Below are 15,958 nucleotides of genomic sequence, written 5' to 3' on the forward strand. Positions count from 1 at the left end.
GTCCTGGTTGCTGGCCGTTCCGGCCACGTACGTGGCCGGAACGGCCAGCAACCAGGACCCCTCGCCGATGCGGGCGGCCGTGGCGTAGGCGCTGGCGATGAGGGCGTTGCGCGAGATCGCGACCGACTTGGGCACACCGGTCGAGCCCGAGGTGGTCACGACGACGGCCGTCCCGGCGGGGGCATCGCCGGGCAGGTCCGCCCCGCCCAGGGCGACGGCGGGTCCCGCCCCCAGGACCGCCGCGCGCAACGCCCGCACGACGTCGCGCGGATCGCCGGATGCCGGCGGCTCGAGCCTCACGCGCTCGGTCCGACGCTCAGTAGTGCCACGGCACGCCCGACCAGTCGGGGTCGCGCTTCTCGAGGAAGGAGTCGCGCCCCTCGGCGGCCTCGTCGGTGCCGTACGCCAGACGCGTCGCCTCCCCCGCGAACAGCTGCTGACCGACCAGGCCGTCGTCGACGGCGTTGAAGGCGTACTTGAGCATGCGGATCGCCGTCGGCGACTTGGTCAGGATGGTCCGGGCCATCGCCAGGGCTTCGCGTTCGAGCTCGGCGTGCGGGACGACGCGATTGACCGCACCCATCTCGTAGGCGCGGTCGGCGGAGTACTCCTCGGCGAGGAAGAAGATCTCGCGCGCGAACTTCTGCCCGATCTGCCGTGCGAAGTAGGCGGAACCGTAGCCGGCGTCGAAGGAGCCGACGTCGGCATCCGTCTGCTTGAAGCGACCGTGTTCGCGGCTGGCGATCGACAGGTCGCACACCACGTTCAGCGAGTGGCCGCCGCCCGCCGCCCACCCGGGGACGACCGCGATGACCACCTTCGGCATGAAGCGGATGAGACGCTGGACCTCGAGGATGTGCAGGCGTCCCGCGCGGCCCGGATCGTGGACCGTCGCCTCGTCGGTCGAGTACTTGTACCCGTCGCGACCGCGGATGCGCTGATCGCCGCCCGAGCAGAACGCCCAGCCGCCGTCCTTCGCGCTCGGTCCGTTGCCCGTGAGCAGGACGACGCCGATGCGGTGGTCCTGTCGGGCGATGTCGAGGGCGCGGTACAGCTCGTCGACCGTGTGGGGCCGGAAGGCGTTGCGCACCTCGGGCCGGTCGAAGGCGATACGGGCGATGCGTCCGTCGTGGGTGACGTGCGCGGTGATGTCGGTGTAGTCGGCGGCGCCGGGCGCCGGCGTCCACTCCGCGGGGTCGAACAGCTCGGAGACGGTCACGTCCTCAGCCTACGCGCGGGCACCGACGCAGGATCGATACGACCGCTGGACGCACCCGGCGCCACCCCGTAGCCTGGACGACCCCGACGATCGGAGTCCGCATGACGAAGAAAGTGTCGATCCTGGGTCGCATCCGCGAGTACTTCTTCGGAGCCCCCACCCATGACCAGTCCGAGGACGCGCGCCGCTCGATGAACCACCAGAGCGAGACCGCGCACTACCAGGGCGAGGCCGTCAAGAACTGGACGGGCACCTCGGGCGGAGCGCAGTTCAAGCCGTGACCGGTCGGCGCCCCGGATCCCCCGGGGCGCCGTTCGATCACGCGTTCTTGCCGTCGCGCCAGCGCAGCCACCGCTCGACGATCGAGTAGTCCCAGTCGGGACCCGAGAACCCGAGGGTGAACAGGCGCGTTCCGGCGTCGTAGAGGGCGTCGGCCACGTCTTCGTCGCGGTCCTTCAGCTCGTTCGAGACGACGAGTCCCGACAGGTCGCGCTGCTCGCTCTCGGCCCACTTCTGGATGACGTCGAACTTGTGGGGCAGTTCGTCCGGCGAGACGAAGCTGTGCCAGATGTCGGCGTGACGGGCGACCATGCGCAGCGTCTTCTGCTCGCCCTTGCCGCCGATCATCACGGGGATCTCGCGGGTGGGGGCCGGGTTGAGCTTCGACCAGCGGGCGGCGACCCGGTCGAGGTCGGTCGCCAGGGCGTTCAGCCGCGAGCCCGCGGTGCCGAACTCGTAGCCGTATTCGTCGTAGTCGCGCTGGAACCAGCCCGAGCCGGTACCGAAGATGAAGCGACCCGTGTCGCCGCCCTTCTTGCTGATGTGGTCGACCGTGCGGGCCATATCGGCCTGCAGGTCGGCGTTGCGGTAGCTGTTGCAGTTGACCAGGGCGCCGAACTCGACGCGCTCGGTCTGCTCGGCCCACGCCGACAGCATGGTCCACGACTCGAAGTGCTCGCCGTCGGGGTCGCCGTAGAGGGGGAAGAAGTGGTCCCAGTTGAAGAGGACGTCGACGCCCATCTCTTCGAGACGGAGGACGGCGTCGCGGATGTCGGAGTACTGCACGTGCTGCGGCTGGATCTGGACGCCGAGACGCACCGGGGTGTCGAAGAGCATGCGGTCAGCCTATGCCCGCCCCCGTACACCGGGACGGGTGGACGCCTGACGCGATGACACGTAGCGTGGAGAGGCCAGACGATCGGAGTCATCATGACGAAGAAGATGTCGAAGCTGTCGCGAGTGCGCGACTACCTGTTCGGCCCGCGCCGCACGCACGAGCAGTCCGAGGCCGCGAGGGAATCCCTCGACGCGCAGAAGGATCTCTCCTCCTACACCACCGAACGCCAGACGTTCTGGTTCGGCGGGTTCGGCGGCGGCGGACCGCGCTGAGCGGCAGGATGAGGGCATGAGCAGCGCCGCCCTCCCCCCGCTCGCCGACGTCCTCGCCACCGCGCGCGTGGTCTCGTTGCCGCTCGCGGCGCGGTTCCGCGGCATCCGGGTACGCGAAGCCGTCGTCTTCGAGGGCCCCGAGGGCTGGACCGAGTTCTCACCCTTCGTCGAGTACACGGACGCCGAGGCGTCGACCTGGCTCGCCGGCGCCCTCGACTACGGGTGGCGCCCCTCGCCCTCCCCGGTGCGCGAGACGGTCGGCGTCAACGCCACGATGCCCGCGGTTGCGGCATCCGAGGTCCCCCGAATCCTGGCGCGGTACGACGGATGCCGCACGGTCAAAGTCAAGGTCGCCGAGGCCGGTCAGACCCTCGCCGACGATGTCGCGCGCGTGCGCGCGGTACGCGAGGCGGTGGGCCCCGAGGGGCGCGTGCGCGTCGACGCCAACGCCGCGTGGAACGTCGACGAGGCCGAGCGCGCGGTCCACGCGCTGGCGGAGTTCGATCTCGAGTACGTCGAGCAGCCCTGCGCCGAGGTCGACGAGCTCGCCCAGCTGCGCGAGCGCATCGCGTACCTCGACATCCCGGTGGCCGCCGACGAAAGTGTGCGCAAGGCCGCCGACCCCCTGCGCGTCGCCCGAGCCGGGGCCGCCGACCTGCTGGTGATCAAGGCGCAGCCCCTCGGTGGCGTGCACGCCGCGCGCGAGATCGTCGCGCAGGCGGGGCTGCCCGCCGTCGTGTCGAGTGCCCTGGACACCTCGATCGGGCTGTCGATGGGGGTGGCCCTCGCCGCCTCGCTGCCCGAGCTCGAGTACGACTGCGGTCTCGGCACCGCGTCGCTGCTCACGGCCGACGTCGTGGCATCCCCCCTCCGCGCACACGAGGGGCTGCTGCGCGTGGAGCGTCCGCGTCCGACGACGGCCGACCTCGACCGGGTCGCCGCCGACGAGGACAGGACGACGTGGTGGCTCGATCGTCTTCGGCGCTGTCACGCGCTGCTGCAGATCACTCCACGATGAGCCGGACGAGCTGTTCCAGCCGCTCGCCCAGGTGCGCGCGCGACTCGGCGGCCGTCTGACGCGTCATGATCGCGGTCTCGGCGGTCGCGACCCAGGCCGACAGCAGCACCTCGGTGGCGACGCTCGCGGGGACCCGCAGCGACAGGCCGCGCGCGCGGGCGATGTCCGAGACGAGCTGCGTGACGCTCTCGGCGAGGGCGGCGTTGGACGACAGGTACGCGGCGGCGAACTCGGGGTTGCGCAGCGCCTGCACCCGGATCTCGGCCCCGAGCAGGATGTCGAGGCGGTCGTCCCCGGCGATCTCGAGCACCTCCTGCACGAGGTGCAGCACCTCGCCCGTGACGTCGAGGCCCCTGTCCTCGATCGAGGTCACCCGATCGCGCACGGCGGCGATGGTCGTCTCGGCGGACCGGGCGCACAGCGCGAGGAACAGCTCCTCCTTCGAGGCGAAGTTGGAGTAGAACGCTCCCCGGGTGAATCCGGCGCGTTCGCACACGGCCTCGACGGAGGCGGCGTCGATGCCGACCTCGGCGAACATCTCGGCGGCGGCATCCATCAGACGCGTGCGCGTGTTCTCGCGTCGGCGCGACGGCGCGGGTGCGGTGTCGGTCATCCGCGTCCTCCTGTTCCCGGGGGAGATTCAGCTTCGAACTCCCCGTCGGCCACTACGATACATTGATGTATTCGATACGGTGATGTATCGACCCGTCCGCCGAACGTGGGAGTCACCGTGTCGACATTCCTGTACACCCTGGGTCGCTGGTCGTTCCGCCACCCGTGGCGCGTCCTGACCGCGTGGCTGCTGGTGCTCGTCCTGGCCGGCGGCGGGGTCGCGCTCCTGGCCAAGGGCACCGACAACACCTTCACGATCCCCGGCACCGAGTCGCAGGCCGGGCTTGAGATGCTCGAGCGCACCTTCCCCCAGGTCAGCGGGGCGAGCGCCGAGATCGTCGTCGTCGCCGCCGACGGCCGGAGCGTCCGCGATCAGGATTACCAGCAGGCCATCCAGAAGACGAACACCGACATCACGGCTCTCGACTTCGTCGCCGCGGTCACCGACCCCTACGACGACCGGATCTCGGGCGGGATCTCGGACGACGACCGCGCGGCCATCGTGCGCATCCAGTTCGACGGCGAGGCCACCGCCGTCCCCCAGGCGACCGAGGACGGCCTCCGCGAGGCGGCGAGCGCCCTGGGCGCAGCGCTGCCCGCCGGGTCGCAGGCGGTGCTGGGCGGCCAGCTGTTCGCGACCGAGATCCCGGGCGCCTCGCTCACCGAGGCTCTCGGCGTCCTGATCGCCGCCCTCGTGCTGATGGTGACGTTCCGATCGTTCCTGGTGGCCGGGATGCCGCTGGCCACCGCGATCCTGGGCGTCGCCCTGTCGATCGCCCTGATCTTCATCGCCACCGGTTTCGCCACGGTTTCCTCGACCACGCCGCTGCTGGCGGTGATGCTGGGCCTGGCGGTCGGCATCGACTACGCCCTCTTCATCGTCTCGCGACATCAGGACCAGACCCGGGCGGGCATGGACCCCGAGGAGTCGACCGCGCGCGCCGTCGGCACGGCCGGTTCGGCCGTGGTCTTCGCCGGGATCACCGTGCTCATCGCCCTCATCGGCCTCGGCTTCGCCGGCATCCCGTTCCTCACGACCATGGGCATCGCCGCCTCGGTCGCGGTGGCGATCGCCGTGTGCGTCGGGCTGACGCTCACCCCGGCCTTCCTCGGCTTCGCCGGTCACCGCGTGGTCGGCTGGGGCTACAAGAAGAAGGGCGCGACGCGCCGTCGTCGCCGCGGCATGTCCGCCCAAGAGGACGCGGACGCCCTGGCCGAGGCTGCCGCGGAGCGCGAGGAGCGTGCCGCCGCGGCCACCGCCCGCGCGCAGCGCAACGGCCCGGCCAAGCGCTGGGTGGGTCTGGTGACGCGGCATCCCGTCGTCACCACGGTCGCCGTGATCGCGGTGCTCGGCACGACCGCGATCCCCGCCGCCTCGCTCGCCCTGACGCTTCCGAACGCCGGCCAGCTGCCCGAGGGCGACGAGGCGCGCGTCGCGTACGAACTGACCGACGAGTACTTCGGCCCCGGCGCCAACGGCCCGCTCATCATGACCGGCACCATCGTCACCAGCAACGATCCGCTGACGCTCATGCAGGACATCGGCGACGAGATCGCCAAGGTGCCCGGTGTCGCCGAGGTGGCCCTGGCCACCCCCAACGAGACCGCCGACACCGGCATCGTGCAGATCGTGCCCGAGACCGCTCCCGACGACCCGCGCACCGCCGACCTGGTGCGCGAGCTCCGCTCGCAAGAGGACCGCCTGTTCGACCAGTTCGGCGTCCGCCTGCTCGTCACCGGCTACACCGCGGTCACGATCGACATCTCCGACCAGTTGGGCGCCGCCCTGCTGCCCTTCGGCCTGTTCGTGGTGGGCCTGTCGCTCGTGCTGCTGATGATCGTGTTCCGCTCGATCTGGGTGCCGTTGACGGCCGCGGGCGGCTACCTGCTGTCGGTCGCGGCCTCGTTCGGCGTCGTCGCCGCGGTGTTCGAGTGGGGATGGTTCGCCGATGCCCTGCACGTCGCCAAGGTCGGACCGATCATCAGCTTCATGCCGATCGTGGTGATGGGCGTGCTGTTCGGCCTGGCGATGGACTACCAGGTGTTCCTCGTCTCGCGGATGCGCGAGGACTTCGTGCACGCCGACCGCGAGGGACGCTCCCCCCGCGAGGTGGCGCTCGGCGCGGTGCGCAGCGGGTTCGCCGCATCCGCCCGCGTGGTCGTCGCGGCGGCCGTCATCATGTTCGCCGTCTTCGTCGCGTTCGTCCCCGAGGGCGACTCGAGCCTCAAGCCGATCGCCCTCGGGCTGGCCGTCGGTGTCGCCGTCGACGCGTTCCTCGTGCGCATGACCCTGGTGCCCGCGATCCTCGCGCTGCTGGGGGCGAAGGCGTGGTGGATGCCGCGCTGGCTCGATCGGATCCTGCCGAAGCTCGACGTCGAGGGCGAGGCCGTCGAGCGCGAGGTGCACCTGGCCGACTGGCCCGCCGAACCCGCGATGGCGATTGCCGCCGACGACCTGGGCACCCTGACGGCGACGGATGCCGAGGAGCCGGTGTTCCGCGACGTCTCGCTGCGCCTCGGCTACGGCGGCACGCTGCTGGTCACCGGTGAGACGTCCACCACCCGGACGATGCTGCTGGCCCTGTCCGGGCGCCTGTCGAAGATCGAGGGCAAGCTGCGCGTGGACGAACTGCTCGTGCCCGAACGCGCCGGCGCCGTGCGCGCCCGGGTGGGCGTGGCGCTGCTGGACGACCCGCGCACCGCCGCGGCCGATGTGACGCACGCTGTCGCGGGCGGCTCGCGGATCGTCGTGGTGTGCGACGTCGACCGCCTCGACGCCGACGCCGCCGCCGATGTCGCCCAGGTCCTCCGCCGTGCGGCGAGCGATCTGCGCGAGCGCCACGACGACGCGGCATCTCCCTTCACCCTCGTCGTCTCGGCGCGGGACGAACGCCGCGCCCTCGCCCTGCTCGCCGAGGCGCAGCGTCCCGACGTGGCATCCCTCCCCCTCGTCACCCCGCGACGCGCCACGCCGTCCGCGCAGCCCGAAACCTACGCCGATCTCTCCGAGGTGTTCGCATGACTCTCCCCGTCGAGCGCTCCCGCTCCCGTCGCCCCGTCACCTGGCTGACCCTGATCGGCGTGCTGCTGCTGCCCGCCGTCATCGGCGGGATCCTGGTCGGCGCGCTGTACAACCCCACCGACCGGCTCGACAACATCACCGCCGCGATCGTCAACGACGACAAGGCCGTCGAGCTGAACGGTCAGCTCGTCCCCCTGGGTCGTCAGCTCACCGGCGGTCTGGTCAAGGGCGCCGACGATCAGCCCAGCAACATCGACTGGGTGATCTCGAACGACGACGACGCCGCCGCGGGGCTGAAGGACGGCACTTACACCGCCGTCGTCACGATTCCCGAGAACTTCACGGCCGCCTCGCTGTCGACCCGCCCGGGCGAGACGCCCGAGAAGGCGACCATCGATGTCCAGACGGCTCCCGACGCCCGCGTGGTCGACGGCGCGATCACCGCGCAGTTGGCATCCACCGCCTCCAGCGTCTTCGGAACCGAGCTGTCCTCGCAGTACCTCACGAACGTGTTCCTCGGTTTCACCACCCTGAGCGACCAGCTCGGCACCGCGGCGAGCGGCGCGCATCAGCTCGCCGACGGCGCCTCGCAGGCCGCCGACGGGGCGACCGCCCTGAAGGACGGCCTGGGCCAGCTCTCGACCGGCGCGTCCGGTCTCGCCGACGGGGCTTCGCAGCTCGCGGCCGGCGCCGCCCCCCTGGCCGACGGGGCGACGAAGCTCGCCTCGGGCGCGAGCGCTCTGGCGACGGGAACACGGGATGCCGCGGCAGGAGTCGACAAGCTGGCGACCGGCGCCGACGGCATCGCCGCGGGCAACCAGCAGCTCGCGACGCAGATCAACGGGCTCGCCGACCAGATCCCCCCGGGCTTCTCAACCGACGCGCAGAAGCTCGCCGACGCCGCCCCGCAGGTCAACACCGCCCTCGTCGATGCCGCCGCCGCCCTGCAGAAGGCCGCCGCCGAGTGCACCGGCACCGCCGAACAGTGCCAGGCGCTGCGCGACGCCGCGGACGCGGCGAACCGCGCCCTGCCCCAGGCGACGCAGACGGTCACGCAGATCGGCTCGCTCGCCGGCCAGGCCGCGCAGCTGCCCGCCGGCATCCGCGCCATCGCCGCCGCCAACCAGCAGCTCGCCGACGGCGCCACCGGCCTCGCCGGGGGTGCGCGCGAGGCCGCGACCGGACTCGGCACGATCGCCGGCGGCATCGACGGCGTCGCCGGTGGAGGAACGCAGCTCGCCGACGGGGCGCGGCAGTTCGGCACCGGCGCGCAGGCGCTCAGCTCGGGCGCCGGGCAGCTGGCATCCGGAGTCTCCCTGTCCGAGGACGGCGCGGCGCAACTCGCCGACGGCGTGGGCCAGGTGGCCTCGGGCACCTCGTCGCTCGCCGACGGTCTCGACACCGCGGTGGAGCAGCTGCCGACCTACACCGACGCGCAGGCGACGAGCCTCGCCGACGTCGTCGCCGATCCCGTGTCGGCGACCGGCGTGAGCGACTCGCTCTTCGGTGTCGCGGCCGTGCCGCTGCTGGCCATGGCCGTGCTGTGGTTCGGCGGGTTGGCCTCGTTCGTGGCATTCCAGGCCGTCTCGGCCCGCGCGCTGACGAGCCGCCGCCCGTCGGCCCTGGTCGCCCTGCGCGGCTTCGCCCCCGCGGCCCTCGTCGGCGCCGTGCAGGGCCTGCTGGTCGCCGCGGTCGTGCAGGTGGCATCCGACTATGACTGGGGCGACTGGGCGGTGTTCGCCCTCGTCTGCGTCGCCGCGGGCATCGCGTTCGCGGCCGTGCACCAGGCGCTGGTGGCCGTGTTCGGCGGAGCGGGACGCTGGGTCGCCGCCGTCGTGGGAGCCCTCGCGCTCGGGGCGAGCATCGTGTCGACCGTCCCGCCCGCACTGGCCGCCGTCGCGTCGCTGCTTCCCACCGCGCCGGTGTACGACGCGATGCTCGGCGCCCTCTCGTCGGCCGGCGGGGTCGGGGCCGGCGTCGCCGGGTTCGTGGTCTGGGCGGTGCTGTCGCTCATCGCGACCACGCTGATCGTGGTGCGCCGCCGCACGACCACCGCCCGCGCCGCCGCCCAGCCCGCCTGACCCGCGCGGGTCCGCCCCGGTCCGCCCCGCGCGCCGGTCCGCGTCGGCCCGGGCCGCGCGCCGGTCCGCGCCCGCCTGACCCGCGCGGCGCCTGACACATCCGTTGAGTGTCCACAACACGCCGCCCTGCGGGCTCGACCAGCGGAGCGTCGTGGACACTCGACGGGACGCGGGGCGCCGGACGCGGGGCCGGGACGCGGGGCACGGGACGCGAGGCGCCGGACGCGGGGCCGGGACGAGGGGCCCGGGACGCGGGACGCGGGGCGCTCCCGCACCGGGCCGGGCCCGTCTCGGGCCGCCCCACCCGTTCAGTGTCCAAGACACGCCGCGCCGCGGGCGCAACCAGCGGAGCGTCGTGGACACTCGACGACCCTCGGGGGTTTCGGGCGTCCTCCACAACGGGAGGTTATCCACGAGAACGGCGGAAGCGCGATCGTCGGGCACGACGACGGTGTGGGCTGTCGTCATGCGACCGCGACCGCTCCCGTCCGACCTCGGGCCGATGTTCCACGTCCGCGATGCGGACAGCCACGGCATCCCGCGTCGGCGGCTTCTCGCCGCAGACCTGCAGTCCCCTTTCCACGGCGTCCGCGCGCTGAGGGATCACCCCCTGGATGGGCTGGAGGCGCGATGCCGTGCCTTCCTGCCGCGAATGGCGGGCGGCCAGTTCTTCAGCCACACGACCGCGGCCGCACTCTGGGGTATGCCCCTACCCGTTCCCGCAGAGGGTTCCCTGCACGTGGGCTCGGTCCCCCCGCTGCGCGAACCGCGGACCAGGGGTGTCAAAGGACACCGCATCATGATGCCGCAGGACGGTGTGACCCTCCTGAGGGACCTCCCAATCGCGACCCGCGTCGAAACGTGGGCGCAGCTCGGCGGCATCCTTCGGACCGAGGACCTGGTTGCGGCGGGCGACTGGGCTCTCAGCGAGGGCGAGACCATCCGGGAGCTTCAGGAGGCCGCCCGCCGCGCCCGACGTCGGGGCGCCGTCTCGTTGCGGGAGGCGGCCGACCTGATCCGCCCTGGGGTCGAGTCCCCCCGGGAGACCGCCGTCCGCCTTGTGCTGGTGGGCGCCGGTCTGCCGGAGCCGCAGATCAACTGGATCCTCCGCACATCCGACGGGGTCTTCGTCGCCCGCCTCGACCTCGCGTACCCGGACGAGCGCGTCGCCATTGAGTACGACGGTCGGCAGCACGCGGATGCCGCGCAGTTCCGCCGGGATGCCGATCGCTGGCGCGCCATCGCTCAAGAGGGATGGACGCTCATCCGCGTCGTCGCGCATCACCTCGACGCGCCGATGCGGGACGTCGTCGCGCCCGTTCGTCAGGCGCTGCGCGCGTCCGCGCTCCCGCACCGTTGAGTGTCCAGGACGCACCGGACCGGGACGCCGCGGCCCGGCATGTTCTGGACACTCGACGGGTCGCAGAGCCGAGGCCGCGCCCACGAGCGGCCTCGAGTTTCCGGGCTGAGGCCGCGCCCGCAAGCTGCTGAGTGTCCACGACGCGCCGGGCCGGCAGGCAGCGGCCCGGCATGTTCTGGACACTCGACGGGTCGTCGGGCCGAGGCCGCGGCCACGAGCGGCTGAGTGTCCACGACACGCCAGGCCGGGATGCCGTGACCCGGCGCGTCGTGGACACTCGCGCATCGCGCGCTCGACGCGAGCGCACCGACGCCCGACCCCGCGGCCACGCGCCCCCGCGCCCACCCGACCCCGCGCCCACGCGCCCCGCGCTCACCCGACCCCGCGCCCACCCGCCCACCCGCCCACGCGAAAGCCCCGCCCGGCGTCAGCCGGACGGGCCCGAACGCGACGGGCGACGCCTTACGTGGTCAGCCCGCTGTACGCGTGCAACCCCTTGAAGAAGACGTTCACGATCGTGAAGTTGAACAGCACCGCGGTGAAGCCGATGATCGACAGCCACGCCGAGCGGGTTCCTCGCCAGCCGCGGGTCGCACGGGCGTGGATGTAACCGGCGTAGAGCACCCAGATCACGAAGGTCCAGACCTCTTTGGTGTCGAAGCCCCAGAAGCGACCCCAGGCGTCGTTCGCCCAGATCGATCCGGCGATCAGCGTGAAGGTCCAGAAGATGAAGCCGACGATCGCGAAGCGGTACGCCAGCGACTCGAGGGCGTCGGCGTTCGGGACGGTGCGGAGGAAGCTGCGCGAGGGTGCGGCATCCACCGGGGCCTCGGCGAGCTTGCGCTCGCGGCGCGTCTGGATCAGCTGCACGACCGACAGACCGAAGGCCAGGGCGAACAACGCGGTCGCCAGACTCGCGACGAACACGTGCACCACGAGCCACACCGACTTCAGGGGGTCGGCGAGGGGGACGACCTCGACGTGGAACGCCAGCGTCGCACCGCCGAGCAGCAGCACCGCGAGGCCCGTCATCAGCGCGCCGAGGAAGCGCAGGTCGAACTTGGTCAGCACGGCGAGGTACACCGCGATGATGAGCAGCAGGCCGGTCAGGGCGAACTCGTACATGTTCGACCACGGCACGCGCTCGGCGGCGACGCCGCGCAGCACGGTCGCCACGAGGTGGAACACGAAGCCGAGCGCCGTGAGCACCGTCCCCAGGCGCGCCCAGAGGTAGCGGGGCTTGGCGGAGGGGGTGGATGCCGACGACCCCCCGCCCGTGGTGATCACTCCCCCGCCACCGGCGGTCACGAGCTCGCGCGCGACGACCTCGTCCTTGGCCTTGAGCGCGAGGTCGGAGCGGCGGGCGAGGTCGATGGCGTAGGCGATGAACGCCAGCACGTAGATGGCGACCGCCGTCCACACCAGGAGGAGGGAGATCTCATCGAGGAGAAGCGGGTCGGTTCCGGGCATGGTCTCAGTCTACTTTTCCGGTGTCGGGGTGGCTCTGGGAAGGAGGGGCGGGAAGGGTCGCGCCGTGCTTGTCGGCCAGCTGGTCGACGGCGGCGGCGAGGGTCGGGTCCTCGCCGCGGGCGAGGCCGGCGTACTCGATGAGCACGGTGCCGTTCTGCGGGCTCGCCTTGACCCACATGCGACGGCGCGGCACGAACAGCGCCGCGAGCAGTCCGAAGAGGGCGAGCAGCGCGAAGCCGAGCACCCACGGACCCGCCAGGTCGCGGTGGATCGAGAGCGAGGCGAAACGCTTGACCGACCCCTCGTAGCCGACGGCTCCGGCCGGGGCCTCGTTCTCGAAGGTGATGGTCCCCAGACCGTTGGGCAGGTCCTCGGTCTGGCCGGGCATGAGCTGGATCGCCGGGTTCCCGCTGTCGCCGCCCGCGATCTGCGTCATGCCCGAGGGGTCGAGCGTGTAGACCGAGCGCGGGGTGCCGTCGTCGATGCCCAGGTCGCCCTCGTACACGCGCAACGTCAACGTGGGGTACTCGAGGGCGCCGTACGTCGAGGTGAGGGCGCCCGTGTCGAGCACGTCCATCGTCGGGTAGAAGAACCCGAGCAGACCGAGCTGCTGCGGCAGCCCGTCGGCGACCTTGATGACCCCGAGCGAGGTCATGTTGGCATCCTGGGGCAGGAAGGCGACCGAGTCGTGGAACACCTCGTTGCCCTGGGCGTCGCGGATCGTGACGGTGGGGGCGTAGCCGTTGCCGAGCAGGTAGACGCGGTCGCCCTGCACGTCGAGCGGGTGGTTGACGCGCACCTCGCCGTCCTGCGGGTCGGAACCGGGCGCCTGGGTGGTGACGTGGGCGACGAAGTTGCCGGCCTGGCCCGAACCGGGCTGCCCCGGCGGCACGTAGGTGACGTCGAACCGGTCGAGCGTCATCGAGTACGGCGTGAGGGTGTCGCCGTTGACGAAGCGTCCGGGGTTGAACGACGAGTAGTCGAGCAGGCTGTTGGCGAAGGCCTGACCCTCGACGAGGACGCGCTGGCCCGTGTAGGTGAAGCCGCCGCCGACGCCGACGGCGATCAGCACGCCGACCAGTGCACCGTGGAAGAGCAGGTTGCCGGTCTCGCGCAGGTAGCCGCGCTCGGCCGACACCGAGAACGTTCCCCGTCCGTCGTAGCGGGCGACCCGGTAGCCGCTCTTGCGCAGCTGCGCGGCCGCGGTCTCGACGGCGGCGGCTCCGGCGGCATCCGCGTCGCCCTCGACCGCGATCTCGCGCGTGCGATGGTCGTCCAGTCGCGAGAGGCGCGCGGGCGTCCGCGGAGGCTGCGAGCGCAGCGCCTTCCAGTGGTGTTTCGTGCGCGGCAGCACGCAGCCGATCAGCGAGATGAAAAGCAGCAGGTAGATGGCCGAGAACCACGGCGAGGTGTAGACGTCGAACAGGCTGAGCTTGTCGAGCACCGGCGCCAGGTCGGGGTTGTCGGTGAAGTACTGCGTGACGCCGTTGGGGTCGGCGCTGCGCTGCGGGACGAGCGAACCGGGGACGGCGGCGATCGCGAGCAGCAGCAGCAGCACCAGGGCGGTGCGCATGCTCGTGAGCTGCCGCCAGCCCCACCGCAGCCAGCCGACGACGCCCAGCTGCGGCTGGGTGATGTCGTCGCTCGCCGCCGCACCGGCGGACGGTGCGGAGTCGGCGTGGTCGGACGGGCGCAGGGGGTCGGTCACAGTGGTGCCTCGGTCGGTTCGGGAACGGTCAGAGCGGGAGCTGGACAGTGCCGATCACCCCCTGCAGGACGGACATCCACTGCCCCCACAGGCCGGTGACCATGAGCAGGCCGAGCACGATCAGAAGAGCCCCGCCGATGAGGTTGACGACGCGGATGTGCCGGCGCACGAACGCCACGGAGCGGGTCGCCCATCCCAGCCCGAGGGCGAGGAGCAGGAACGGGATGCCGAGCCCCAGCGAGTAGGCGAGGCCCAGCAGGGCCGCACGCCCGGGGTCTCCCAGGTTGTACGACACCGAGATGATCGCCGCGAGGGTGGGGCCGATGCACGGCGTCCAGCCGATGCCGAGCGCCACGCCCAGCAGGGGTGCCCCGATCAGCCCGAGGTTGCCGCGGGCCTGCAGGCGCACCGAGCGCTGCGCGACGCCGAACAGCCCGATGAAGACGAGCCCGAGCAGGATGATGACCACGCCCATGACCCGCGTGATCAGATCGGCGTAGCGCAGGAAGAACATGCCGACCGTGCCGCCGAGCACGTTCACCGCCATGAACACCGCGGTGAACCCCGCGATGAACAGCAGCGTTCCCCACAGCAGGCGTCCGCGACCCGGAGCGGATGCCGATCCTCCGCGCGGCGCGACGGCACCGCCGATGTAGCCGAGATATCCGGGCACGAGCGGCAGCACGCACGGCGAGAGGAACGAGATCAGCCCCGCCGCGAGGGCGATGGGAAGGGCGACCCACAGCGCCCCGTCGAAGACGAGAGCGCCGGGGTTCACGCGTTCTCCGCGACCAGCGTGCGCACGATGGCCTCGAGGATCGACGCCTCGGGCAGTTCGCCCACAATGCGGGCGGCGACGCGACCCTGCTTGTCGAGCACGAGGGTCGTGGGGGTGGCGTTCAGCGAGGTCGCCTGGCTGAAGGCGAGCTTGAGCGGCGCGTCGTCGACCGCCATGGCGCTCGAGTACGACACCTCGTGATCGCGCGCGAACGACAGCGCGGTGGCGGGCTGGTCGTAGGTGTTGATGCCCAGGAACGCCACGTCCTGGCCCTGGAAGGTCTGATAGGCCTGCTCGAGGCGGGGTGCCTCGATGATGCAGGGGCCGCAGGTGGCGTACCAGAAGTTGACCACGAGCACCTTGCCCGCGAAGTCGGTGCTCGACACGGGCGAACCGTTGTCGAGCGTGCCGGTGAACTGCACCGGCTCCGTGCGGTTCTCGGGAGCGATCTCGGCGGTCTGGAACCCGTTCGCGGCGATGTAGCCCTTGTTGTCGCCGGCGCGGTACTGGTCGGCCAGCGGGTCGGCGCTGCAGGCGGCCAGGCCCGCGATCAGGGCGGCGGAGGCGGTGATCGCCCCCACTGCGGTCAGGATTCGGCGCATCAGACGGCTCCTACATCGACGGCTCCGGCGGTGCTCGCCGGCTCGGCGTACGCCACCTCGACCCAGCGGGCCGAGCCGTCGGCGCCGTCTCGCCGTTCGAAGCTCGTCACGCTCGACAGCGCGCACCGGCGCTTGCGGGGGTCGTGGCGGGTGGGCTGGTGGGACAGGGCGAGGTGGGTCACCCAGATGGGCAGCTGGTGCGAGACGACCACCACGTCGCCCGCGGGAACGCGGTCCCAGGCGTCCTGCATCGCCGCGGTCATGCGGGCGACGATGTGCGCGTAGGGCTCTCCCCAACTGGGCACGTCCGGCTGGACGAGGTGGCGCCAGTTGAGCGGATTCGCGAGCGCCTGCTTCATGCGACGCCCCTCGAAGACGTTGCTCGGCTCGATGACCCGGTCGTCGATGAACGGCTCGATGCCGAACAGCTCGACGAAGGGCTCGGCGGACTCGCGGGTGCGCTGCAGCGGCGACACGACGAGCGCCGACACGGGTCGCTCGAGCGCCTGCACGTGCTCCGCCGCCTGGCGGGCCATGCGGCGTCCGTCGACGCTCAGACCGAATCCGGGGAGCCGACCGTAGAGCACGCGACGGGGGTTGTGGACCTCTCCGTGGCGCACGAGATGAAGGCGGTCGGCGGGCACGTTCCCAGTCTACGGGCGGGTTCTGTGGTCTGACTGAGTCCGGATGCCGGTTGCC

The 15,958-nt window shown here is 71.9% G+C and carries 14 protein-coding genes and 1 pseudogene; 6 read left to right on the plus strand and 9 right to left on the minus strand.

The genetic code is table 11. The features are described from left to right. A pseudogene (locus DC432_RS08075) lies at positions 1-300 on the minus strand (AMP-binding protein); the annotation flags it as partial. Between the two features lie 16 nt (positions 301-316). Next, positions 317-1,219 (minus strand): 1,4-dihydroxy-2-naphthoyl-CoA synthase, encoded by a 903-nt coding sequence (locus DC432_RS08080; protein ID WP_108317631.1) that lies wholly within the window; start codon positions 1,217-1,219, stop codon positions 317-319. A gap of 101 nt (positions 1,220-1,320) precedes the next feature. Here DC432_RS08080 and DC432_RS08085 point away from each other — a divergent pair, with 101 nt between their 5' ends. Further along, entirely contained in the window at positions 1,321-1,500 is a 180-nt protein-coding gene (locus DC432_RS08085; protein ID WP_116537423.1) for a hypothetical protein, read from the plus strand. Positions 1,501-1,537: 37 nt separating this feature from the next. Here DC432_RS08085 and DC432_RS08090 read toward each other — a convergent pair whose 3' ends face one another. Further along, complete coding sequence (locus DC432_RS08090) at positions 1,538-2,335, minus strand: LLM class F420-dependent oxidoreductase (RefSeq protein ID WP_116537424.1); 798 nt, start codon at positions 2,333-2,335, stop codon at positions 1,538-1,540. A gap of 93 nt (positions 2,336-2,428) precedes the next feature. On the opposite strand from DC432_RS08090, the gene DC432_RS08095 reads away from it, so the two are divergent. Beyond that, positions 2,429-2,608 carry a hypothetical protein gene (locus tag DC432_RS08095; RefSeq protein ID WP_108317628.1) on the plus strand — a complete coding sequence of 60 codons (180 nt, stop codon included), beginning with the start codon at positions 2,429-2,431 and terminating at the stop codon, positions 2,606-2,608. A gap of 16 nt (positions 2,609-2,624) precedes the next feature. Further along, on the plus strand, positions 2,625-3,626 hold the full coding sequence (locus DC432_RS08100; RefSeq protein WP_116537425.1) for an o-succinylbenzoate synthase: 1,002 nt from the start codon (positions 2,625-2,627) through the stop codon (positions 3,624-3,626). On the opposite strand, the gene DC432_RS08105 is transcribed toward DC432_RS08100, so the two are convergent. Further along, a complete protein-coding gene (locus DC432_RS08105) occupies positions 3,613-4,239 on the minus strand; it encodes a TetR/AcrR family transcriptional regulator (RefSeq protein ID WP_116537426.1) in 627 nt (208 codons plus the stop codon). The two genes, DC432_RS08100 and DC432_RS08105, sit on opposite strands and share 14 nt — an antisense overlap. Before the next feature lie 117 nt (positions 4,240-4,356). Between DC432_RS08105 and DC432_RS08110 the strand changes: the two genes are divergently transcribed. The 3 genes from DC432_RS08110 (at position 4,357) to DC432_RS08120 (ending at position 10,701) form a co-directional block, all read left to right on the plus strand. Next, positions 4,357-7,260, plus strand: coding sequence for an MMPL family transporter (locus DC432_RS08110; protein ID WP_116537477.1), 2,904 nt, complete (start codon positions 4,357-4,359; stop codon positions 7,258-7,260). Next, positions 7,257-9,341 (plus strand): YhgE/Pip domain-containing protein, encoded by a 2,085-nt coding sequence (locus DC432_RS08115; RefSeq protein WP_116537427.1) that lies wholly within the window; start codon positions 7,257-7,259, stop codon positions 9,339-9,341. The genes DC432_RS08110 and DC432_RS08115 overlap by 4 nt, the downstream gene beginning before the upstream one ends. 799 nt (positions 9,342-10,140) lie before the next feature. Further along, positions 10,141-10,701: an endonuclease domain-containing protein gene (locus DC432_RS08120; RefSeq protein WP_133177904.1), complete on the plus strand. Its 561-nt coding sequence runs from the start codon at positions 10,141-10,143 to the stop codon at positions 10,699-10,701. A gap of 462 nt (positions 10,702-11,163) precedes the next feature. Here DC432_RS08120 and ccsB read toward each other — a convergent pair whose 3' ends face one another. Genes ccsB through DC432_RS08145 form a run of 5 tightly spaced genes read right to left on the minus strand, consistent with a single transcriptional unit; the run spans position 11,164 to position 15,903 of the window. Next, complete coding sequence (gene ccsB / locus DC432_RS08125; protein WP_116537429.1) at positions 11,164-12,171, minus strand: c-type cytochrome biogenesis protein CcsB; 1,008 nt, start codon at positions 12,169-12,171, stop codon at positions 11,164-11,166. A 4-nt stretch (positions 12,172-12,175) separates the two neighbouring features. Then, positions 12,176-13,879, minus strand: coding sequence for a cytochrome c biogenesis protein ResB (resB, locus tag DC432_RS08130; protein WP_116537430.1), 1,704 nt, complete (start codon positions 13,877-13,879; stop codon positions 12,176-12,178). 28 nt (positions 13,880-13,907) lie between these two features. After that, positions 13,908-14,657: a cytochrome c biogenesis CcdA family protein gene (locus tag DC432_RS08135; protein ID WP_116537431.1), complete on the minus strand. Its 750-nt coding sequence runs from the start codon at positions 14,655-14,657 to the stop codon at positions 13,908-13,910. Next, on the minus strand, positions 14,654-15,259 hold the full coding sequence (locus tag DC432_RS08140) for a TlpA family protein disulfide reductase (RefSeq protein WP_181373529.1): 606 nt from the start codon (positions 15,257-15,259) through the stop codon (positions 14,654-14,656). The genes DC432_RS08135 and DC432_RS08140 overlap by 4 nt, the downstream gene beginning before the upstream one ends. Continuing rightward, positions 15,259-15,903, minus strand: a complete 645-nt coding sequence (locus DC432_RS08145) for a histidine phosphatase family protein (RefSeq protein WP_116537432.1) — start codon at positions 15,901-15,903, stop codon at positions 15,259-15,261. The genes DC432_RS08140 and DC432_RS08145 overlap by 1 nt, the downstream gene beginning before the upstream one ends. Positions 15,904-15,958: the final 55 nt, after the last annotated feature.

The sequence above is a fragment of the Microbacterium testaceum genome (genome assembly GCF_003075375.1).
GTDB classification, from domain to species: Bacteria; Actinomycetota; Actinomycetes; order Actinomycetales; family Microbacteriaceae; genus Microbacterium; species Microbacterium testaceum_E.